This window comes from Antiquaquibacter oligotrophicus (assembly GCF_020535405.1).
Taxonomy (GTDB): Bacteria; Actinomycetota; Actinomycetes; order Actinomycetales; family Microbacteriaceae; genus Rhodoglobus; species Rhodoglobus oligotrophicus.
On record NZ_CP085036.1, the window covers coordinates 2,533,409 to 2,553,911 of the forward strand.

The following is a 20,503-nucleotide window of genomic DNA, read 5'->3' on the forward strand; positions in this document are numbered from 1 at the left end:
TCCCCCGAGTGAGACTGCCAATCCCCTAGCATGAGGGGTAGTCACGCATCCGAGTTTTTCACTCGCAAGGGGGATGCGTGGCCGAAGGCGAGGGGACTAGCCTGCGGTGCTGTTTCGGCTGGCAGCAATACTGACGACCTCGGTGGCAATCGTCACCGGGGCCCTTGTGATGCCCACAAACTCGCCCGCAGCGGCTGCAAGCGCACCCAGCCCGCGCTCCGTCATACCGTCCCCGTACATCGGCCCCGAACCGGGCGCCAGCGCAGACCTTCAGGGGTCTCGCTTGCTCCAAGAACTCTCCCTCCTCTCTGTACCCCGAATCGATGAGTTCCTCACCGCGAACCCCGGTGCGGTAGACAACCTCATCGAACAGCCGCCCCCGGCGCAGGACGTTTCGCTGTGGTGGAACGCCATGGACTTCGACCACCGCAGTGCCGTGGTGGGTGCCAGCCCGCAACTCGTCGGCAACCTCGAAGGTGTTCCCTATCCCACCCGGGACCTCGCCAATCGTGCCCTGTTGGCGGACACGATCTTCGACCTCAACGCCCTCATCGCAAACCCCGACGTGGGACGCACCGCAGTCGACGCGGCACGGCGCCAACTCGTCATGCTGGACTCGATTTCCTCCGCGCTCGTGAACCCGGCCCGCAGCCTCAACCGAACCCTTCTGAGCCTCGACGTCAACGGACAGGGACGAGCCGCCATCGTCATCGGGGACCTCCACACCGCCGACTACGTCAGCTACCTGGTCCCCGGCATGTTCTTCACCATCGAGAACCAGATGGTCGACTGGACCAAAGCGGCCGAAGACCTGTACTCCGAACAACTCACGTGGCTCGCTCGCCTCGGCGAAACCAACGCGAAAGTCGCCACCGTGGCGTGGATCGGATACCCCACCCCGAACCTCACCAACGTGGGCGGCATCGGAAACGCCGAAATCGGCCGGGACACACTCGCCCGCGCCATCGAAGGCATCCAGACCCTTCGCGGCAAAGACCAGCCGTACCTTTCCGTTATCGCCCACTCGTACGGGTCCACGGCCGCCCTCCTCGCACTCACCGAGTACGACTTCGAGATCGACGCCCTCGCAATGGTCGGGTCACCCGGAAGCCCCGCTCGCTCCGTCGACGAGTTGCACGTGCGCGACGGCAACGTGTGGGTGGGTGAAGCTCCGTGGGATCCCATCCCCAACAGTGCGTACTTCGGGAGTGACCCGGGGTCACCCGACTACGGCGCGCACGCGATGAGTGTGTCGGGTGGGGCGGACCCGGTGACGAAGAGGGCGTTGCTCGGATCATCCGGTCACAACGAGTACTTCACCTACGGCACCGAGAGCATGCGAAACTTCGCGCTCATCGCCATCGGCCGGTCAGGCCTCGTCACCACACCCGATGCTCCCGCCGTGGTCACGGCCGAGGCCTCCCACTGACCGTAGACTTGTGCGGTGTCCGAGATAACACCCCAGACCGTAACCCATCTCGCCGGCCTCGCACGGATCGCCCTCACGGAGGAGGAGATCCAGAAGTTGACCGGTGAACTCGGTGCCATCGTCGACAATGTCGCGAAGGTGAGCGAGGTCGCAACGCCGGATGTTCCGGCCACGAGTCACCCCATCCCACTCGCCAACGTCTTCCGACCCGACGTGCCCGGTGTGACGCTCACCACCGAGGAAGCCCTCGCTGGAGCTCCCGAGCACGACGGCAGTCGCTTCATCGTCAGCGCAATCCTGGGGGAAGAGCAGTGAGCCTCATCCACGAGTCGGCAGCGTCGCTGTCGGCCAAACTCAACGCTGGCGAGGTCTCGTCCGTCGAGGTCACCCAGGCGCACCTGGACCGCATTGCAGCGGTCGACGGCGATGTGCATGCCTTCCTTCACGTCTCCGAGACAGCACTCGCGGATGCTGCCGCCATCGATGAGCGCCGAGCATCCGGTGAGTCGCTGCCCGAACTCGCCGGTGTTCCCGTGGCGATCAAAGACGTGCTGTGCACCATCGGCATGCCGTCGACGGCCGGCTCGAAGATTCTCGAAGGATGGGTGCCGCCGTACGACGCGACCACCGTCGCGAAGATGAAGTCCGCCGGCCTCATTGCGCTCGGCAAAACGAACATGGACGAGTTCGCCATGGGTTCCTCCACGGAGCACTCGGCCTACGGTCCGACCCGAAACCCGTGGGACCTGGGACGCATTCCGGGTGGTTCGGGTGGTGGCTCGGCCGCCGCAGTCGCCGCTTTCGAGGCGCCCTTCGCGCTCGGCTCCGACACGGGGGGCTCGATTCGTCAGCCCGCCGCCGTGACCGGCTCGGTGGGTGTGAAGCCCACCTACGGTGGTGTCTCTCGGTATGGCGCGATCGCTCTCGCCTCGTCGCTGGACCAGGTGGGCCCGGTCTCGCGTTCGGTGCTCGACGCTGCGCTGCTGCACGACGTCATCGGTGGACATGACCCTCGCGATTCCACGTCGCTCACGGATGCCTGGCCGTCGTTCGCGGCGGTGGCGCGTGAGGGCGCCGCAGGTGACTCGCTCAAGGGTTTGCGCGTCGGTGTTGTGAAGGAGCTGGACAGCCCGGGGTTCCAGCCCGGTGTGTCGCAGCGGTTCCACGAGGCGCTCGAGCTGCTGACCGCCAACGGCGCAGAGATTGTGGAGGTCAGCGCACCCCACTTCGAGTACGCGGTGGCCGCCTACTACGTAATCCTTCCGGCCGAGGCATCCAGCAACCTGGCCAAGTTCGATTCGGTGCGTTTCGGTATGCGTGCCAAGGTTCAGGGAACCGTCGAGGACGTCATGGCGGCGACGCGTGAGGCGGGCTTCGGGCCCGAGGTGAAGCGCCGCATCATCCTCGGTACGTATGCACTGTCGGCTGGCTACTACGACGCGTACTACGGCAGCGCCCAGAAGGTGCGCACGCTCATTCAGCGTGACTTCTCGGCGGCCTTCGAGAAGGCGGACGTGCTGGTGTCGCCGTCGGCGCCGACAACCGCGTTCGAGTTGGGCGCCAAGCTCGAGGATCCGCTCGCGATGTACCTCAACGACGTGACGACGATCCCCGCGAACCTTGCGGGTGTTCCGGGTATGAGCCTTCCGATCGGTTTGGCTCCGGAGGATGGTCTGCCGGTCGGGTTCCAGATCATGGCGCCGGCCCGCGAGGATGCCCGGCTGTACCGTGTCGGTGCTGCGCTGGAAGCCCTTCTCGAGGAGGGCTGGGGCGGACAGTTGCTCGCCCAGGCACCGAAGCTGGGCTAACTGTCTTCTTGCGCCCGCGAGCGGAAGGCGAGCTGGTTCATCCGGTTTCCGCAGCGTATGCTGCAGAACCGCTTAGATCCGTTGCGGGACAGGTCGAGCAGTAGGCCGGTGCAGTCGTCGGCGTCGCACACGCGCATGCGGTGTGTTTCGTCGGAGCGAATCATGTCGGCGAGGGCGAGCGCTGCTTCGACCCTGATACGTTCTGCCAGTGGCGCATCGTTCGAGGTGGCGTGCAAATGCCAATCGAAGTGGTCGTGTCGCATCAGGTACGGCATGGCGCGAGCTTCGGCGAGCATGACGTTGATGCGTTCGGCGGCGTCATCTCTGTCGAGACTCCAGATTTCTCGCAGGAGGTCGCGGGTTTGCTGCACCTCGCGGAGTTCCGTCTCGTCCCCGTCGACTCGGCCGGAGTAGGTGTGCTCGACGAGGAGTGCGCCTAGTTGCTCGACCGTGCCGAGCTCGTCGTCTCCGCTTCTGGACGCGCTCGGATGCGTGTTTCCGAGGGCAACGATGAACTCCAGGGTGTCTTCGCTGTCAGGGGCAAAATGCAATTTGACTCCTTATTTGCGCCAGGTCTACTGTCAGGAGCGTAATCCATTTAGTTCCTTATGCAGGCTCCCGCGGTTTTTCGCTGGGAGTTGCACGATCGGAGTCCTTGTGAGCGTCGCGACCACGTCTACGTCCCGCGGGCTGCTGTTTGGCGTGCTCGCATCGTTGGCGTTTTCGACGTCGGGCGCGTTCATCAAGCCACTCCTGGAGTCGGGTTGGTCGCCGGCGGCGGCGGTGACGCTTCGTGCGGGCATCGCGGCCGTGGTGCTGCTCCCGATTGCCGTGGTTTCTCTTCGTGGTCGTTGGGCCGCGCTGTGGCGTGCCCGTTGGCGGGTGCTCGGTATGGGCCTGATTGGTGTCGCCGGAACGCAGCTCGTTTACTTCGCGTCACTGCAGCGCATCCCCGTGAGTACTGCCCTCCTGATCGAGTACCTGGCCCCTCTCCTTCTGGTGGGTTATGTCTGGGTAACGACTCGTCGTGCTCCGCGCGCTGTTGTGATCATCGGCTCGGTGGTCGCGATCCTCGGACTGGTGCTGGTGATCGGCCCGGGTGCGCTGGGTGCCGCCGTGGACGGTCTCGGTCTCTTCTTCGCTGCCCTCGCCGCGGTGGGCTGCGCGATCTACTACGTCATCGCCGCTCGCCCGAGTGACGGTTTGCCGCCGGTCGCGTTCGCCGCGTCCGGCCTGCTCCTGGGCTCGGTGGTGCTGGGCGTTGTGGGTGCGGTCGGCCTGGTGCCGTTCGAGTTCGCATCCAACTCGGTGGCGCTGTTCGGTGCCGAGGTGGCGTGGTGGGTGCCCCTGGTGATCGTGGCGGTTATCGGTACGGCCTTCGCGTACGTGTCGAGCATTGCCGCCTCCGAGATGCTGGGTTCGCGCCTCATGTCGTTTGTCGGGTTGCTTGAGGTGGTTTTCGCGTCGATCCTCGCGTGGATCCTCCTCGGCGAGGCGCTGACCCTTCTGCAGCTGTTGGGTGGCGCCGCGATCCTTGCGGGTATCGCTCTGGTGCGTTCCGAGAAGCAGGCGGATGCCCCGCTCGAGCCCGGCTCGGTCGACGAGCTCGCGACCGGCCAGATTGCCGTGATTTCTCCCGGCCCCGCGCCCGCGCTTGCCCGGGACACGATTGCCGACGGCGACCCAGCTGCCACGGTATTGACCGCTCCGGGTGCTACGAAGCCGTAGCTCTCGCAGCAGAGACCACCTTGGCTGGGGCGAAGCGCTACCTCCCGCGGTGCGAGCGTTCGGCGCGGAAAAGCCGTAGCCCGTTGCCCCCTCACCGCCCAGCCTGACTCATGAGTCGTCGCGCTGCCGGGCTCTTGGTCTGGGCGGCTCGAGGGGTGCGTGTCGGGTCGATTGATGCCGGTGGCACTATCGCGTAGCGGTTGCCGTATCGCACGACTGTCCAGTGATTGTTGTGCACGAGCATGTGGTGATGTCGGCACAGCAGAACTCCGTCGGCGATATCCGTTCTGCCGTCTCGCGACCACTCCACGATGTGATGTGCTTCGCACCACGAGGGTGGTCGGTCACACCCCGGCCAAATGCATCCGCCGTCCCTGGCGGCGAGGGCGATTCGTTGTCGTCGATTGAAGAGGCGAAGCTCCCGTCCGAGGTTGATCACCTGACCGTCATCCATGAGGATCGGCACCGCTCCCGACTCGCACACGTGACGCTCGGCGGTGGCGACGCTCAGGGCCTCACTCTCGCCTTCGATGAAAGCCATTCCGGTGTGCTGGTCGAGGTCTGCTTTAGTCACGAGCACCTGCACGGCGGGCTTGCGGGCCCCGATGAAGGTGGAGACGTCGGCCTGAGTTCCGAGTTCGAGGAGCACGAGGAACGTGTCGAGCGCGATCTGCTCGGTCGTGCGTGTGTCGTCGATGAGCGCATCCGCCTGCGCGATCGAGGTGGGGTCGACAAATCGCGGGCCACCGCGCCGCGGGGAGGTGGCGGCGTCGTACACGGCCTTCAGGCGGGCCGTCGACTCCGGGTCGAGGAGCCCGTCGAGCCTCGTCATGCCGTCGGCACGAGGAATCAGGTGCAGGTAGCGCTTCGACCGCAGCAGTTCCTCGCGCTCGGCGACATGCTCAAGGTCGAGCGACGCGCGGAGTTCACGCGCGCGGGCGCCGAGCCTCTCCACCGTCAGCTCTCGCGCCTCGCGCAACAGCTGGTCGGCGGCCGCGGTGAGGGCGACAACGGTGACGCCCGAGCCGGCGGATCCAAGGCCCGTGCGGATCGCGTCTGCCGCGTCGAGCGAGAGGGAACCGGCGGCCACAGCGGATGCGACACCTCGCAGCCACGGGTCGACGGGGGCCGCGGCATCCGTCAGCCCTGTCACGAGGGTGCCCACCCGGATCTGGGTGCGCGCATCTTTTTTGGAGACGCCGGCGACGCGTTGGATGAGGTGTTCCGGTGTGCGGGCGCCGAGCCGTTGCGCGAGGCCGTCGTAGCCCAGGTCGGGGCGGGATCGGTTGGCGATCTCCGCGGAAACGAGCGAGTCCGCAGCATCCAGTCGGCGACGAATCTCGGCGAGCTCGCGCTTGGCGGACAGCAGGCCCGCATCGTTCAGGCCCGCAGGGGAGGGTGGTGTGAACGCGACCGACAGGTCTGCCAGTTCGGCATACGAGGCGGTCGTTGAGGTCATGCATCCATTCTCCCAACCTTCGAACTCATGTTCTAGAGGCGGCGGCCAATCTTGGGAGAAGTTCTCTCCACACCCAACAACGCGGAGAAGACGCTACCGTCGAACCATGACCCCGCAGGAGCTCGAGAACCTCGCGCACCTGCGGCGCGCCCGCGACCTCATCGATCGCGACTACGCCCGCCCGCTCGACGTGCCCATGATGGCCGCGGCGGCCCTCATGTCGCCCGCCCACTTCGCGCGCCAATTCAAACTCGCGTACGGCGAGACCCCCTACGCCTATCTCATGACCCGCCGGATCGAGCGCGCGATGGCTCTTCTCCGCGACGGGACGACTGTCACCGACGCGTGTATGGCGGTCGGCTGTACGAGCCTCGGCTCCTTCAGCAGCAGGTTCACCGAGATCGTGGGGGAGACCCCCAGCGAGTATCGCGCGCGAGACCACGGCGACCTCGACGCGCTCCCGACCTGCATGACCAAGTCCCAGACGCGCCCCCAGCGAATCAGCAACCGACGGAGCAGGATTCGAGAAGCGGTCGGCACCCCGGCGGCGTAACTTCGGTGCATGACCATTTCGCTGCAGTACGTGAATGTAACCGTGACCGATGTCGAAGCATCCATCCCGTTCTATGAGGCGTTGGGTCTCGAGATTGTGTTGGATGTTCCGTACGGCGAGTGGCGCTGGTTGACCTTTGGCAGCCCCGACCAGCCGGGCGTCGGTGTCACCCTGTCGGTGCCGCACGCTGGGCGTTCGCAGGAGAACGGGGATGCCCTGCTGGAGCTGCTCGTCAAAGGTGAGCTGCCGGCTCTCGTGTTTGTGACGGATGACCTGGATGCCACGTTCGAGCGTGTGCGCGCGACCGGCGCCGAGGTGCTGCAGGAGCCGATCGATCAGGGCTACGCGAGGGACTGCGCGTTCCGTGACCCGTCCGGCAACATGGTGCGCATCTCGGCTGGGTGACGGGGGGACGTCGCTCAGCGCCGCCCCGCGCGCTGAGGTTTGCGGCCAGCGCGAGTGTTGAAACCTCAGCGCGCGCGGCAACGTCCAGCGCGAGCTCGCGGTCGGACTACGTCCGCGTGTTGTCGAGCCAGCGCCCAGTCGGCCCGGTGTTCGTACGTTGCGGAGGATGCCACGCAGCAGCGGCCGCAGCATCCGCTCGTTCCACGGCGCGCCATCCTCCGCAACGTAAAAGGGGGAGCGGGACCGCACGTGCCGCGTCGCCGCCGCGACCCGCTCCCGGTGGCCGCCCGCGGTACTTTGCGCAACCCGCGGCAGCTCCCGAGCACCGCGCAATGCGCAAACGACCGCGCAGGCGTCCCCGCGCCCTCGCACCGAGACGGCGCGCTGGCGTCGTGGCGCAGGGATGGGCTGCGCTCCCAGCTCCAGCGGGCACACCTAGAATCGTCTGGTGGCTAAAGCTGACCTGATGGACTACGACAAGGCCCTCGAACTCTTTGAGCCGGTGCTCGGCTTCGAGGTGCACGTCGAGTTGAACACCCAGACGAAGATGTTCTCGGATGCTCCGAACCCTGCGGCCGCGGGCGGCACGCACAGTGAGCAGCCCAACACGATGATCACCCCGGTGGATCTGGGTCTGCCGGGCAGCCTGCCCGTCGTGAATGAGGAGGCGATCAAGTCATCCATTCGCCTGGGCCTCGCCCTCGGCTGCAGCATCGCCCCGTCGAGCCGTTTCGCGCGCAAGAACTACTTCTACCCGGACCTGGCGAAGAACTACCAGATCAGCCAGTACGACGAGCCGATCGCCTTCGAGGGTGAGGTGGAGATTGAGCTGGCGGATGGCCGCATCATCCGGGTGCCGATCGAGCGTGCGCACATGGAGGAGGATGCCGGCAAGCTCACCCACGTGGGTGGTGCAACGGGTCGCATCCAGGGTGCCGAGTATTCGCTGGTCGACTACAACCGCGCGGGTGTTCCGCTCGTGGAGATCGTCACGAAGATGATCGTGGGCGCCGAGTCGGATGCCCCCGAGGTGGGTAAGGCGTATGTGGCGGCGATTCGCGACATCGTGATCGCCCTCGGCATCTCGGAAGCGCGCATGGAGCGCGGCAACCTCCGCTGTGACGCGAACGTGTCGCTGAAGCGCCGCGGCACCGACACGCTCGGTACCCGCACGGAGACGAAGAACGTGAACTCGCTGCGCAGTGTGGAGCGTGCGATCCGGTACGAGATTCAGCGGCAGGCGGCCATCCTGGAGAAGGGTGGCACGATCATTCAGGAGACCCGTCACTGGCACGAGGACACCGGCGTGACCTCGGCCGGTCGCCCGAAGAGTGACGCGGACGATTACCGCTACTTCCCGGAGCCCGACCTCCTCCCCGTCGAGCCGTCGGCTGCCTTGATCGAGGAGCTGCGCGCGACCCTGCCGGAGGCCCCCGCGATCCGTCGCCGCCGCCTCAAGGAGGCATGGGGTTTCACCGACCTCGAGTTTCAGGATGTCGTCAACGGCGGCCTGCTCACCGAGGTGGAGCAGACCGTGGCCGCGGGTGCGTCCCCGGCCCAGGCGCGCAAGTGGTGGACGGGTGAGCTGACCCGCATCGCGAACGACCAGAGCGTGGAGGCATCCTCCCTGGTGTCGCCGGCGGATGTCGCGGCCCTCGTCGCCCTCATCGAAGCCGGAACCCTCACCGACCGCCTCGCCCGCCAGGTGCTGGAGGGCGTGATCGCGGGGGAGGGTGACCCGGCGACTGTCGTCGAGACGCGTGGTCTCAAGGTGGTGTCGGATGACACGGCCCTCATCGCCGCGATCGACGAGGCGCTCGCGGCTCAGCCCGACGTGCTGGAGAAGATTCGCGACGGCAAGGTGCAGGCCGCCGGTGCTGTAATCGGTGCAGTCATGAGGGCGATGCAGGGCAAGGCGGATGCCGCGCGCGTGCGTGAGCTGGTGCTGGAGCGAGCTGGGGCGTAGGTCGCACCAGGTGGAGGCGCATGTCTGCCACGAGTAGTCGCCGTCCGGGGCGATATCGAACGCATCATCTCGATCGGGAAGTTTTCCGATCGCGCCGATATTGGCGGAGATCCTGATCTGAGTTATTCGCGCGCGATCTAGTGCGTTGTCGGAAACTGCTGGGTTACTCGGAATGAAAGCACTCCGCGATCGGTCGCATTGGCGACTAGCTTTGCCCGGCGGTTTGCTGGCATGAAATTGACCGTTATGGATTCGCTGCTCACTCGCCTGGATCCAACAGCCCAAAGGGCGCCCAGCTCTTCCAGGGCTACGACGATCATGGCGAGATTCGCTTCAATCGAGATCATCGACGTTGTTCGCGACCACCGCGACGTATCTGAGCCGTTCGACCTGTGTAAGTAGCTGATCGCCGGACTGTCGTAGTGGAACGGGTTGTCGTCCTTCGCGCCGAGAGTTATCGATGGGTGTGAGGCTTGGATTCCTAAGCCGTGCTTGAAGCTGTTGTAAGGGTCGGAGTCTTCTAGAAGTATCCGTGCGGAGTCGGTAAGGAATGCGATGAGGTGTTCGCCGTCCTCAGTCCACTTCGAGAACTTGAGCCCCTTGAATCGTTCGAATTGATCATCACCTCGGAAGACCAGGCGCGCTTCGCTAAGTAGGTCGGGAAAGTCCTCATCCCTGATGTTCGCGAGCCGATTCTTAAACTCGCGGAAGTTTGTCGACTTCGCCATTTTCAGTGCGGGACAAGGTTCATGCTGTGCATGAGCGAGAAACAACCGCATCACCGTTTCAGTCACTTGATGCAGGAGCGATAGTGACTCAATCGCTGCAAAACCTTCGAGTTCTTCCGGCGTGCCAGGAGCGCTTCGCGCAGAAATGCCACCATACCTGACTCCCGCTTCAATCGCTGAGGCAGTCGCACCACCGGAGTCGCACAGTGCCACAAGGAGGCTGAGTCTTGTCTTGAAGTATGAACTTGGATCTTCGGCGTAGAAAGCCTCGTTGATGCCCTGAAACTCTGCAGGGTGAACTTCGTGAGGGTTGGTCGGGCACATGGTGGAAGTCTCTAACGAAGCGGGAGCGACCTTCGGATCCCACACCGGCCCCGAATTATTCAATGCCTTTAGGTTGCAGCCGCCTGGTGCTCCTTGACGAGTCTGGCTAGATAACGGCCGCCCTTGTCGCCCGCCGGGCCCTCGTTAGCGCAACGTAGAGTCTGCGTTCTCTCTCCGTCTGGCCGGTCAGGCCCTCCTCGAGAGCAGATACAGCTTGCTCATCGAGGACCACCAACACCGAGTTCCATTCACGACCCTTAGCCTGGTGAATCGTCATCCCAGGCACTCGTCGGCCGCGATGCTCAAGGGCGCTTCTAATCGGTTCTAGCCGACTTGTCGCGCGGCGCATGGGTAGCTCGATGTCGACCAGAGGCTGAAGAGTTGATCTCAGTAGATCCCAGATTTGGGGCATCGCTGAGCGGTTTGTCGTTCGAAGTGCCGCCGCGATGCGGAGCATCTCGCCTTCGGCCGATGTGATCCTTTCGCGATCACTCCGGAGTGTCCGCAGCGCCTCTCCGATGAAGGTTGCCTCGCTTCCTACTGACACATTTACGATTGAGTTCAGCAGAACGGTGGCCATAGCTTCGCCAACGGATCCTTTGAACGAGCCAAGCGCGAGGGGCAGCGCCAACGGCACCTTCCAAAGTTGCTTCCACTCAGGGGCGAGCACCACGTCCGCTTCAAAAGCATCGTCTACGAGCACCGACACGGATCGACCAGAGCGCAGTGCGTCCGCGAGCTCGCGCTGAGGCTCGCTTTCGAAGCGAAAGGACTCGGTGAGTGGAGTGGTTGTGAAGCTGCTTAGAAAGTCCGATATGTCCGCTGGGCGGGCGCCGCGAAAAGCGTACAAGGCCTGCCAAGGGTCGCCGATCGTCACCAATCGGGTGCCGCCCTCAATAGCGAGGCGGAGAACCGCGATGTCGAGTTCATTCCCGTCGAAAATCTCGTCGACGATCAGCTCTTTGACCGTTCTGGCGAAGCGCTCTCTAATCCGCTCCTGAATGTGCTCGCTCGCGATTGCTAAGTTGAGCGCTTGGCGGACCTCGGCATGCGAGCAAATGCCGGAGGAAACCGCAGCCCTAAAATCGTCGATCGCAGGGTACGAGCCGGGGCGAGCTTGCCGGTAAAGTCTGCTCCCAAGAACCTGGCCTTCGAGGGTCATCCTCGGCTCTTGCGGGGTCCATGCCAACTTGCGAATGTGGGCCCAGCTGTCGACCACATCCAGTTCGCGCATTCCACCCGGCCAGACGAGCTCGCCCGATCTCAGCAATGATGTCAGGATGTCGCGCATCAAAGTGTCGAGAGTTTCAATGCGGTTTGGATACCGCAGCGCGAGACTCCCAGCGTTGCGCCTAACTCGCGCCGCCAGTTCGCGTGTCGCGGAGCGCGTGAAGCTAGCCCCCACGACAGCTCTCCGGTCACCCGACGGCTCGAACCGACTCTGAGTGAACCGCGCGGCCGCAACAGTCGTCTTGCCGGATCCGGGAAAGGCCTTCACGAAGAGGGGAGTGCGAGAACTCACTACAGCAAGTTGCTCAGAGGTGAGAGCAATCACATCACTTCATCCAGATCCTCGTAAAGGAAGTCAAACAGCTCCTCGAAATGTGTTGGCACTGCGACGGTCCGACTCCGCTCCACACGCCTCCGCACACGGTCCGCAACCTCAAGCGCGAATTCTCCCTTCCTCCTTGAGCCACGGCCAGCAGCGACCCCGCTAGAAGTTTTGCTTCGGAAAAGCTGAGAGACCGTTTGAATACTCACCGGTTCAGGTGGGGAGATGCCTACCGCGGTAAGCGCTTCAGCGACCAGAGTCTCGTTCCCTGGGGTGATCGCGGGTTCCAACGTCGGGTGGCTTTGGAACATTCGGACACGATCGTCATCAAACTCGGCCAACCATCCGGGTGCTATGGGCTCCTGATCTAGTCGCCGATCTGAATCTCTGAGAACAGCGACGCGGGTGGACAGCTCGAAGCCTGGAGTGGACAGCAGGGCAACGGGCCAGCTACCGACCTTCGTGCCAATCGGGACGATGCTCAGTGCGTGAATGAAGGATAACCTCCACCCGTCGCCACCCGCCCATGCTCGGCCAAACTCACGCAGAACGATGGCGTCAGTGATTCCCTCCACGAGGGCGACTCGGTCGGCAAAAAGTGCGGCGGACTTATTTGCATCGAAGTGAAGACGAGCCATGCGTAAGATGCGATTTCGTTTCGGAGAAGGGTGAACGGCAATCATGCGGGATGCCGTTCGGCCTTGCTCGCGGCGAAGTACCACGAGTTCCTCGGGACGCGCCGACGAGATCACCTCACCAGAGTGCGACGAGAGAATTACCTGGAGTTCGGGGCGCCGTTCGACTTCGCGCCGAATATGGCGAACCAATGATTGTTGGAGTTGGGGATGGAGATGAGCTTCCGGTTCTTCGATCAGCACGGTTGCATGAAACGGCGCAGCGTCAAAGATTGAGTCCTCTTGCAGCTCGGCCTCAAGCGATGCCTGACTTTGGTCGCCATCCGCTGCGCTTTCCTCTTCTTCAGCATTGCGCGTGGCTGCAGGAGTAGAAGAGGGGTCTGGAATTGCGGCGAGCGTAATCGCGATGTGCAGCAGGTTCACGTAGCCTAAACCCGAAACCTCAAGGGGCATGGCCGCAGCTCGATCAGCAGTAGCACCGAGCATAAACTGCAACACGCGGGCGAGATACGCGTCGTCAACTTGCTGACCGCGAACGAAGGCGTTCTGGGAGCTCACGCCCGCTGAAAGGCTAGCTAGGTGTACTCCTACGCGATCCTCGACTGCAGCGATTAGCCCCGAGGCTGCGAGGCTCTCGAGGAGATCGCCTGCCCGCGCCCGGAGATCGGCAAGGTTGCGGTGACCATGTTGGCGGTCTTGCTCGGCACGGAGCATTTCGACGAGGATTCGTGCCTCACGGCGTCCAAGTTCGTCGATCGGATTCCTCCACGCGGGAAGGTAAAGAAACCGAATGTTGTCCTGAATTGCATGCTGAACGATCGACTCTTTGCCAACTGAGCCAAGGTCTCTCTTTAGGCGATATTCCCAGACGCCAGCTGTCGCGAGAGGCGTCTCATCGCCGGATTCATTCCGAACCTGTATGCCGAGGTCGCTCTCGGTCGATCTGTCGCGCTCTAGGGCATACCTCACTGTCACGCCGCGATCCGCGCCTCCCAAGGTTGAGCTCGTCGGCCTGGGAAGGCGCGGGAAGACTTGACTATGGCTGAGGTACAGTGCCTCGGAGACAGTCGTCTTACCAGCCCCATTGGCGCCAAGTAGGACGCTGAATCTCCCCGGGAACTCGCACTCGATGGTGCTTGTCGCGCTCGCGCGAAAGCCTCGCACGCTGACTCCCCTTAAGTGCACTTTGCGCCCTTTCATCATTGAACTAAGTTCAAGATACTGGATATGAAAATTCCGCCCGCTCCGAGCGCTGCTTCGATGCTCTTGCGTGACCGCGTATCTGGGGATGCTGTTTCACGTTGGACAGTTCGGTTGAGTATCGACTCCCTTTCTCCTGCGCCTTCTATGGAATGAGCGGGCTTCAGAACTCCTCCAATACCCACAGGAAGAACGCCTCCGCAGCGGCGATCCCTTCAGGAGGAGCCGTAGCATCCGCCGCCTCGTACAGCTCCGTGGCAAGCGCGAACTCCGACGCGATGAACGCCGTGACCTCCGCGGGCACGTCGCCCGTGCCGACCTCGCGAGTGCGGCTCTTGAGTTCGATCAACTCGTCTATGCGCGAGACCAGCGGCTCGTGCACATCGCTCTGCGCGAGCAGCGAGCCGAGGTCCATGGGTGGCACGCCCTGGCCGGGGTTGTCGCGCAACCAGCGGAGGGTAGCCGCGGGGCGCAGGGAGTAGAAGACACGCTTGAGGGTCATCTGCTTCGCGGCCTGCTGGCGGCCGACGTGGAGGTAGTGGCGTCCGGCGCGGATCGGGTCGTAGAGGGATGACGCGAGCTCGAGCATCCGATCACGGAAGAGTTCGCTGCCGCCGTAGATGATGGGGGAGCGGAGCCACTCGGTGACGGTCGCGTTGCCCTTCACGAGGAGGCGGAGGGCTTTGGCGAGGTCCCAGCCGTTGACGTCGAAGATCTTGTCGAGCGGTGTTTCGATGACGTCGCGTGCGGGCCACGGTGAGAGGTACGAGTCGCGGGAACGCAGGTAGAAGAACCGGCAGTCGTAGTCGCTGTCGGGCGACGGAAAGCCCCGCGCGCGGCTACCGTTCTCGATGGCCCAGAGGATGCTGACGCTCTCATCCTGCTCGACTCCGGCTAGCCGGGCATCCACCGCGTGCACGATGGTGGGGTCCATGGAGGCTGGGATCGCGCGCATTGTGTGTTGGTATCGGGGCGGCGCTACGAGGCACCGCCCGGCAGGAACGCCGCGATCACGCGTGCCCCGACCGGCGACACGAGGAACACGAACACCGCTACATTCGCGACGACGGTGAACCAGTGGTAGCCGCGGAACGGTTGCTTGATGCTCTTGTGGCGCAGCGTCTGCTGCGCGACGATCGCTCCCGGCCAACCGCCGAGGAAGCCGAGGAGGAGCAGCGTGTTCTCCGACACACGCTGTCCGTAGCGTTGTGCCGCGTGCTTGTCGACGAGGTACACGAGGAACGTGATCAGGCTCACTGCGACGTAGATGAGCGCCGGCCACAGCGGAGCGTTCCAGACGAGCACGGCGGCAACGTAGATGCCCGCGAAGATCGCGATCGGGAGGTACTGCGAGGGCGACCGCCTCGACTTGCGCCGCTGCATCGCGGGCGCCTTCGTGCTGCTCACCCGAGCACCCCGACCCAGAGCCCATCGCGGGCGCGAGTCATCGCGACGTACAGTTCCCGCCGCAACAGCTCGTGCCGCTCCAACCGGCCGCCATCGGACGGCACGCGGTTGTCGAGCACGTCCGACGGCACGCCTGCCAGAAGCACGTGCTTGAACTCGAGACCCTTGCCCCGTTTCACAGTCCCGACCTTGACGGCGGGCACGCGCTCGCCGCGGTAGGTGTCGAGGTCAACGGTCGGGATGCTGGCGCGTTCAAGCGCGCGGAGGGTGGGGCTCAGCATCCTGCGGTCGAGGGCGAGGATCGCGACATCCCCGAAGTCCGTGCCGACGGTCGCGGTCACCCGACGAATGTGGTCGATGAGCAGGTCGTCGTGCGTTCCGCGGCCGGCGCACCGTGCGACGCGCGGCTGCTCACCGTTGCGCAGCACCGCGGGCGCATCATCCGCCAGCCCTTCGAGGTCTGCCTGCTCCAACCCCTCCACCATGCCCGCCGCGTAGGAGAGAATCTCCGCCGTGTTGCGGTAGTTCGTTGCCATCACCACGCCGCGACCGGCAAGCGAGATGCCGACCTCGGCGAGTGAGTAGCCACCGGGGTAGATGGTCTGGCGGCCGTCACCGATGAGCGTGAGGCCGTCGGGTTGGTTGCCGACAAGGCCGTGCAGCATGCGGATGGTCTCACACGACAAATCCTGAGCCTCGTCGACGATCACCGCGCGGTAGCGCTCGAGCGGGGCATCGCGCACGGATGCACTAGCCATCGAGATCACGTCCCCGAAATCGTGCACCCGCCGCTCCCGCAACCTGCGCTGGTAGTCCGTGTACAACTCCCAGACCGCCCGGCGCTGCTCGAGCCGCAGGATGCGCTTGCGACCTGTGCGCGCGAGATTGGCGTAGTCCTCGAAGCGGGTGATCGTGCGCCCCTTGATCACGTGCTGGAGCTCGTCGTTCCAATACACGTGGTTTGGGTCGATCTTCGCGAGCGGGCCCGGGACGCCGACCGCTCGCCAAGCCTCATCGAATGCCTGCGAGGCGGCCTTCGGGTCGAGACTGCACGGGATGCCGCGCGCCTTCAGCAACCGCAAGGCGAACGCGTGCGCGCTCATGAAGTCGATGCGATCGGCAACGGCGGGAGCCATCCGCTGCATGAGGGTCTGTTGGACGGCCGGAAGCGACTTGACGAACGTGGTGACCAATACGCGATCGTCGCCGGCCAGCTGGCGTGCAAGGTAGGCGGCGCGGTGGAGACCTACGACCGTCTTGCCTGTTCCAGCTGCGCCGCGGATGCGGGAGGGCCCGGAGAAGCTGCGCCGCACGAGCTTCGCCTGGTCGGGGTGGAGGAACGACATCCACTCTTCGATCGGAGCCGCAAGGATTCCCTCCATCAGGGCCTCGCGCACCTCCTCATCGGATATGAGCGGCGGTTGCACGCTCGGCTCCGCGAGTACCGGCTCGGGCACAGCCGCCACCACAGGCGCCGGCGCACCGACGAGGGGGAAGTGCTGCGGGGCTGCGGCGAGCACCGTGTCGACCTGAGCGTTCGTGAGGCGCGCACCGTAGTGAGCGATGTGGCGAAGGATGTCGTGCTCTCCCACCACCTCGACCGTGCCGACTCGCTCCTTGATGCCGCGCTGGCCCGCGAGTACAGCGATCGGGTGTACTTCACCGGGTGCGAGGCCGACCTCGGCCATGACCTGCTCGGTGCCGTACGCCAAGTCAGCGAGGTTGTCGAGATCCTCGGTGACATCCGCCTGGCCACGGAAGATATGACCCGCGGCCACCGTCACCTCTTTCCACGCCTTCGTGTCGACGATGAACAGTCCGCCCGGCCCGACGACCACGAGATCGACTTGGGCACTGCGACTGCCGGGCCAGCCGCGGTCTGGAAGAAGGTGGTAGCCCACGGCGGAAAGCGATGTCAGTCTGCGAGCGACACTCTCCTCAGTCACTGCTGCGATGCGGTAGCGAGCGGCCGCTTGCTCCGCGTCTTCAGCCGCTCGTCGATGCTCGGCCGCGAGCGCTGCCTGACGCTCGGATTCGAGGCGCGCGGATGCCCCAGCTGAACTCATCGCACCCCCTGAGCGACATCCGGCCGTCGCGATTCCAGTCTGGTGCTGAGTTCGGCTCAGCGAGAACGCCCTCTTCGGGGGCACTCATGACATTTCGAAGTGGATCGAGTCACGATCGTTACGGCGCAAGGGCCTCCGGGCTGCGAAGATGCACGAGTAGCAAAGGCGAAAGAGGGTCCTTTCCTGCTCGTAGTGCTCGTCGCCGTGTGTGTCGTTCCTCTTCTTGCGCTCCCATTTATCCTCTCGAGCGTTGCTTCGACCACAACGGAGCCTAATTTTGTCGAGGTTGCCCAGCTGGACTCGCTGGCGTGCCTTCGAGCGGATGCCGACACGGTGGTCGCGCAGATACCAGTGACGAGTGCGGACGCGGGCGACTTGGGTGTGGATTCCGCCGAGTTCATCAACGAAAGTGGACTCGAACTTCGTGCCATCGGGCTGATAGGCCAACCCCTAGCGCCCGAACAGAGACTCCCGCCGACGAGCCTCGTCGAAACGTTGCGGCCAGATGAACGTCGTCTAGGACTGCGTGCACCGTCAGGGGAGGTGCACTATTTGCTTCTCGTCATCTCCGTCGAGTCAGGCGTCGGCGCGGCAGAAGGCGTGCGGCTCGAATACTCTCCGGGAGCTATGCGGTGGGCGGATGAGATCAACTTCGAGCTGGAAGCGTCGAGTTCGGAGTGCACGATCAAGGTTTCGCCCGGCTAGATCGACCCCGAGGTCAACCGAACACCAGCACTCCGATGCCGATCAGGGTGAGGAGCGTTCCGAACGCGCCGACCAGGAGCCCCACCTGCGCCAACCGCAGCTGGCGCTCCGTTGCATCCGGGTGTCGCATAGCGATGACGCCGAAGATCACGGCGAGCGGTCCGAGGGTCACGTTCAGGACCACGTTCGTCCATTCGAGAACCATGGCAAACACAGGGAACTCGTAGCTGGGGCGGCCGAACAAGAACCGACTCAAGATCTCTAGCGCCCGCAACCCGAACGGCGCGAGAGCGAATACGAAGGCGAGGATTGCAGAGGCTCCGGCATCGACCTGCCCCGGCGCATCCGTGGGTACTGGGGCGGATGCCATGTGCCGAGCCTATCGACGGAGAGTGAACCGTGTTCGCCATGGTGGGTTAGCCTCCGCGATGGTAATCGACAGCTTCGCCCACATTGATCCTGGATCGTTACGACCGAGCGCTCACCGCATTGAGATGATGCACAAATGAGGCGTGGATCAGTGGTGCTGCTCGCCGGGGCGGCCTTCATAGCTGTCGCGCTTTTCTGCACCGTTGGAGTGGTCGGCTTGGTTTTCGTTATGGGCACCCGCCTGTCTTGGCTGTGGGAGGGGAGCGAGTACGACTTCGTACGAACGGCAACCAGTTCGGGTGACTGTTTCAGAGTGGGTCCTCACACGGTCATGATCCAGATCGAACTCGAAAGCTCGCGCGGCAAAGATCTCGAAGTGGACCGCATTGAGCTGATGGACGCCAACGGCATTGAGATCGATGGCCTCGGACTTGTCGGTGCTCAGGAGCCGCCGCTGTCGCGCGACGAGCCGGTGACGCGCGAGGTTGTCGCGGCGCTGACAGAGCCGGAGTCGAAACGCCCGATCGATTTGAGCGCGAGAGTCGATGAGCGAGCGTTCCTTCTACTCGAACTCCAGATGACCCAAGATCAAGCGACGGCGTCTGGCGTCGAGCTCGGGTGGGTGCCCGGCGAGCCTCTACTCATCGACGTCGTCGCCTTCGATCTGAAGGCGACGACGTCGAGCTGCACTCTCACCGGAGTGCGCGGCTAGTTACTCCACGACCTCCCCGTCTAACAACTCCGGGTCGAGACCCGGCTCGATCTGCATCGGCTCCGGCAGCGCGATCACACCGTCCACGAGGCTGACGACCGCGTTCCACCAGCCGTCGTCCGTCTGCATGGCGTAGCCGGGGACGAGCCACGCGTTGCCGTCGACGTCCCACAGCAGCACGAGGGTGGCGGTCGCGTTGTCGACGACGACGTCCACGACCTCGGGAGTCGGTTCGGGCAGCGGCTCGACGGGCGTCTCCTCGGGCAGTGGCTCCACGACACCGGGCTCGGGGGTCGCGGGGTCGGTCGGCTCCGCGGGAACCGTCGGGTCGACGGGGGAGGAGGTGGCGGCGTCGCCCGGGTCCGTGGCATCCGTCACCGTCTCATCGGGAGCGGCGAGGTCGACGAGGTTGGGGTCGGGTGTGGTGCGGGCGACGTCGGCGGCGAAGGCGACCGCACCGCCCTGGAAGTCGGGCCCGGCCGAACCGAACCAGCGCCCGTCGTTGAGACGGTCGACCGCAGCGGTGGGGGAGACGGTGTCGTACTCGCCCTGTGCTTCAAGGCGCACCGAGTGGCCGTAGGCGTAGGAGAGGTCGCCGGTGTTCGACCAGCTGGCGCCCCAGGTGAGGGCGGTGCGCTCGCCGTCGACGGAAAGGTAGGCGCTCGCGGTGGTGCTCCAGTCGTCCGCGTAGACGTCGATGGTCGCGGCATCCGTGTCGAATCCGGTGGCGGCGAGCAACTCCTTCGCGAGGGTGCGCGCCTCGTCTGCGGTGGGCGCCTGGTTTTCGGGGGCGTTCTCGGGTAGCACGCAACCGTACTCGGTGGCCTGCTCCGGGGTGGTGGATGCATCGCAAATGAACGTCGAACCGGCCGTCGGGTCGTTGTACCACCAGTCGCCGGTGCCGTACGCGTTGTATGAGAGACCGGCAGCGGTGCCGTCCTGCGGGCCGACGACCCACACGGGGTAGGTGGCATCCGAGTACTCCGACTCGGCGGGCGCACCCTCGAGACCGAACGCCTCAGCCAGCGCCGCGGTGCGAGCAGCGGGGTCACCGCCGTCGAGCGCCAGGCGGTAGACCTGGCCGCGACCCGGCTCGGTCGACAGGCCGGGCGCGGCGCTGTAGTTGTACTGCACCCACCAGCCGATCTTCATGTCGCTCGTCGCGGCACCCTCGGCACTCATGGCGGAGCGGGAATCGGATGCCGTGGCCGCCGTGAACAGCGGAGCCCGAGGCACCAGGCTCGGAACCACAACGAGCGCTGCGAGCCCGAGGGCGGCAACGGCGATACCGGCGGTTCCCGCCACTCGCACGGCGGGGTTGATGAGGTGGGGAGCGGGTCGGTCGCCCGCGCCCGTCACAAGGTCGGCGGAGAGCTCGGGCGCCGCGCCGCGGTCAACGCCGTGGCGGAGGCGGCTGGTGAGGTCGTCGTGGTTGGTCATATGGGGGAAATGTCGCG

At 64.6% G+C, this 20,503-nt stretch carries 19 protein-coding genes; 9 read left to right on the plus strand and 10 right to left on the minus strand.

Going from position 1 to position 20,503, the window contains the following annotated elements; all coding sequences use genetic code 11:
- Nucleotides 1–142 precede the first annotated feature (142 nt).
- The 3 genes from LH407_RS12320 to gatA are packed head-to-tail and all read left to right on the plus strand — an operon-like array spanning nucleotide 143 to nucleotide 3,237.
- Entirely contained in the window at nucleotides 143–1,429 is a 1,287-nt protein-coding gene (locus tag LH407_RS12320; protein ID WP_322133691.1) for an alpha/beta hydrolase, read from the plus strand.
- A 15-nt stretch (nucleotides 1,430–1,444) separates the two neighbouring features.
- Nucleotides 1,445–1,744 (plus strand): Asp-tRNA(Asn)/Glu-tRNA(Gln) amidotransferase subunit GatC, encoded by a 300-nt coding sequence (gatC, locus tag LH407_RS12325; RefSeq protein ID WP_322133690.1) that lies wholly within the window; start codon nucleotides 1,445–1,447, stop codon nucleotides 1,742–1,744.
- The gene (gatA, locus tag LH407_RS12330) at nucleotides 1,741–3,237 is read left to right on the plus strand and encodes an Asp-tRNA(Asn)/Glu-tRNA(Gln) amidotransferase subunit GatA (RefSeq protein WP_322133689.1); all 1,497 of its coding nucleotides are present in this window, start codon (nucleotides 1,741–1,743) and stop codon (nucleotides 3,235–3,237) included. Before gatC ends, gatA begins: the two co-directional genes overlap by 4 nt.
- Here the strand turns inward: gatA and LH407_RS12335 are convergent.
- Nucleotides 3,234–3,788, minus strand: coding sequence for a CGNR zinc finger domain-containing protein (locus tag LH407_RS12335; RefSeq protein WP_322133688.1), 555 nt, complete (start codon nucleotides 3,786–3,788; stop codon nucleotides 3,234–3,236). The genes gatA and LH407_RS12335 overlap by 4 nt on opposite strands.
- Nucleotides 3,789–3,894: 106 nt before the next feature.
- Here LH407_RS12335 and LH407_RS12340 point away from each other — a divergent pair, with 106 nt between their 5' ends.
- Nucleotides 3,895–4,965, plus strand: coding sequence for an EamA family transporter (locus tag LH407_RS12340; protein WP_322133687.1), 1,071 nt, complete (start codon nucleotides 3,895–3,897; stop codon nucleotides 4,963–4,965).
- A gap of 91 nt (nucleotides 4,966–5,056) precedes the next feature.
- Here the strand turns inward: LH407_RS12340 and LH407_RS12345 are convergent, their stop codons facing one another.
- Entirely contained in the window at nucleotides 5,057–6,424 is a 1,368-nt protein-coding gene (locus LH407_RS12345; RefSeq protein ID WP_322133686.1) for an HNH endonuclease signature motif containing protein, read from the minus strand.
- 106 nt (nucleotides 6,425–6,530) lie between these two features.
- Between LH407_RS12345 and LH407_RS12350 the strand changes: the two genes are divergently transcribed.
- The 3 genes from LH407_RS12350 (at nucleotide 6,531) to gatB (ending at nucleotide 9,348) form a co-directional block, all read left to right on the plus strand.
- Complete coding sequence (locus LH407_RS12350; protein ID WP_322133685.1) at nucleotides 6,531–6,977, plus strand: helix-turn-helix transcriptional regulator; 447 nt, start codon at nucleotides 6,531–6,533, stop codon at nucleotides 6,975–6,977.
- Between the two features lie 9 nt (nucleotides 6,978–6,986).
- On the plus strand, nucleotides 6,987–7,382 hold the full coding sequence (locus LH407_RS12355) for a VOC family protein (RefSeq protein WP_322133684.1): 396 nt from the start codon (nucleotides 6,987–6,989) through the stop codon (nucleotides 7,380–7,382).
- 448 nt (nucleotides 7,383–7,830) lie between these two features.
- Entirely contained in the window at nucleotides 7,831–9,348 is a 1,518-nt protein-coding gene (gene gatB, locus LH407_RS12360) for an Asp-tRNA(Asn)/Glu-tRNA(Gln) amidotransferase subunit GatB (RefSeq protein ID WP_322133683.1), read from the plus strand.
- A gap of 137 nt (nucleotides 9,349–9,485) precedes the next feature.
- On the opposite strand, the gene LH407_RS12365 is transcribed toward gatB, so the two are convergent.
- The 6 genes from LH407_RS12365 to LH407_RS12390 all read right to left on the minus strand — a co-directional run bounded on the left by LH407_RS12365 (nucleotide 9,486) and on the right by LH407_RS12390 (nucleotide 17,260).
- A complete protein-coding gene (locus tag LH407_RS12365) occupies nucleotides 9,486–10,400 on the minus strand; it encodes a hypothetical protein (protein WP_322133682.1) in 915 nt (304 codons plus the stop codon).
- Between the two features lie 106 nt (nucleotides 10,401–10,506).
- A complete protein-coding gene (locus LH407_RS12370) occupies nucleotides 10,507–11,955 on the minus strand; it encodes a UvrD-helicase domain-containing protein (RefSeq protein ID WP_322133681.1) in 1,449 nt (482 codons plus the stop codon).
- A complete protein-coding gene (locus LH407_RS12375; protein WP_322133680.1) occupies nucleotides 11,952–13,145 on the minus strand; it encodes an ATP-dependent nuclease in 1,194 nt (397 codons plus the stop codon). Before LH407_RS12375 ends, LH407_RS12370 begins: the two co-directional genes overlap by 4 nt.
- Before the next feature lie 805 nt (nucleotides 13,146–13,950).
- The gene (locus tag LH407_RS12380) at nucleotides 13,951–14,742 is read right to left on the minus strand and encodes a nucleotidyltransferase domain-containing protein (protein ID WP_322133679.1); all 792 of its coding nucleotides are present in this window, start codon (nucleotides 14,740–14,742) and stop codon (nucleotides 13,951–13,953) included.
- A gap of 23 nt (nucleotides 14,743–14,765) precedes the next feature.
- Nucleotides 14,766–15,194 (minus strand): DUF1294 domain-containing protein, encoded by a 429-nt coding sequence (locus LH407_RS12385; protein WP_322133678.1) that lies wholly within the window; start codon nucleotides 15,192–15,194, stop codon nucleotides 14,766–14,768.
- Nucleotides 15,191–17,260 carry a nuclease-related domain-containing DEAD/DEAH box helicase gene (locus LH407_RS12390; protein WP_322133677.1) on the minus strand — a complete coding sequence of 690 codons (2,070 nt, stop codon included), beginning with the start codon at nucleotides 17,258–17,260 and terminating at the stop codon, nucleotides 15,191–15,193. The genes LH407_RS12385 and LH407_RS12390 overlap by 4 nt, the downstream gene beginning before the upstream one ends.
- Before the next feature lie 192 nt (nucleotides 17,261–17,452).
- Between LH407_RS12390 and LH407_RS12395 the strand changes: the two genes are divergently transcribed.
- Nucleotides 17,453–17,965 (plus strand): hypothetical protein, encoded by a 513-nt coding sequence (locus LH407_RS12395; RefSeq protein ID WP_322135024.1) that lies wholly within the window; start codon nucleotides 17,453–17,455, stop codon nucleotides 17,963–17,965.
- A gap of 13 nt (nucleotides 17,966–17,978) precedes the next feature.
- Here LH407_RS12395 and LH407_RS12400 read toward each other — a convergent pair whose 3' ends face one another.
- Nucleotides 17,979–18,335, minus strand: coding sequence for a hypothetical protein (locus tag LH407_RS12400; protein ID WP_322133675.1), 357 nt, complete (start codon nucleotides 18,333–18,335; stop codon nucleotides 17,979–17,981).
- A gap of 312 nt (nucleotides 18,336–18,647) precedes the next feature.
- Here LH407_RS12400 and LH407_RS12405 point away from each other — a divergent pair, with 312 nt between their 5' ends.
- On the plus strand, nucleotides 18,648–19,046 hold the full coding sequence (locus LH407_RS12405) for a hypothetical protein (RefSeq protein WP_322133674.1): 399 nt from the start codon (nucleotides 18,648–18,650) through the stop codon (nucleotides 19,044–19,046).
- Here the strand turns inward: LH407_RS12405 and LH407_RS12410 are convergent, their stop codons facing one another.
- Nucleotides 19,047–20,486: a hypothetical protein gene (locus LH407_RS12410; RefSeq protein WP_322133673.1), complete on the minus strand. Its 1,440-nt coding sequence runs from the start codon at nucleotides 20,484–20,486 to the stop codon at nucleotides 19,047–19,049.
- Between the last annotated feature and the right edge of the window lie 17 nt (nucleotides 20,487–20,503).

Excerpts from the sequence above, each read along its gene's own strand:
- LH407_RS12345 (WP_322133686.1), bottom strand. The coding sequence starts at position 6,424 with ATGACCTCAACGACCGCCTCGTATGCCGAACTGGCAGACCTGTCGGTC.
- LH407_RS12350 (WP_322133685.1), top strand. The coding sequence starts at position 6,531 with ATGACCCCGCAGGAGCTCGAGAACCTCGCGCACCTGCGGCGCGCCCGC.
- LH407_RS12355 (WP_322133684.1), top strand. The coding sequence starts at position 6,987 with ATGACCATTTCGCTGCAGTACGTGAATGTAACCGTGACCGATGTCGAA.
- LH407_RS12365 (WP_322133682.1), bottom strand. The coding sequence starts at position 10,400 with ATGTGCCCGACCAACCCTCACGAAGTTCACCCTGCAGAGTTTCAGGGC.
- LH407_RS12380 (WP_322133679.1), bottom strand. The coding sequence starts at position 14,742 with ATGCGCGCGATCCCAGCCTCCATGGACCCCACCATCGTGCACGCGGTG.
- LH407_RS12390 (WP_322133677.1), bottom strand. The coding sequence starts at position 17,260 with ATGAGTTCAGCTGGGGCATCCGCGCGCCTCGAATCCGAGCGTCAGGCA.
- LH407_RS12400 (WP_322133675.1), bottom strand. The coding sequence starts at position 18,335 with ATGGCATCCGCCCCAGTACCCACGGATGCGCCGGGGCAGGTCGATGCC.
- LH407_RS12410 (WP_322133673.1), bottom strand. The coding sequence starts at position 20,486 with ATGACCAACCACGACGACCTCACCAGCCGCCTCCGCCACGGCGTTGAC.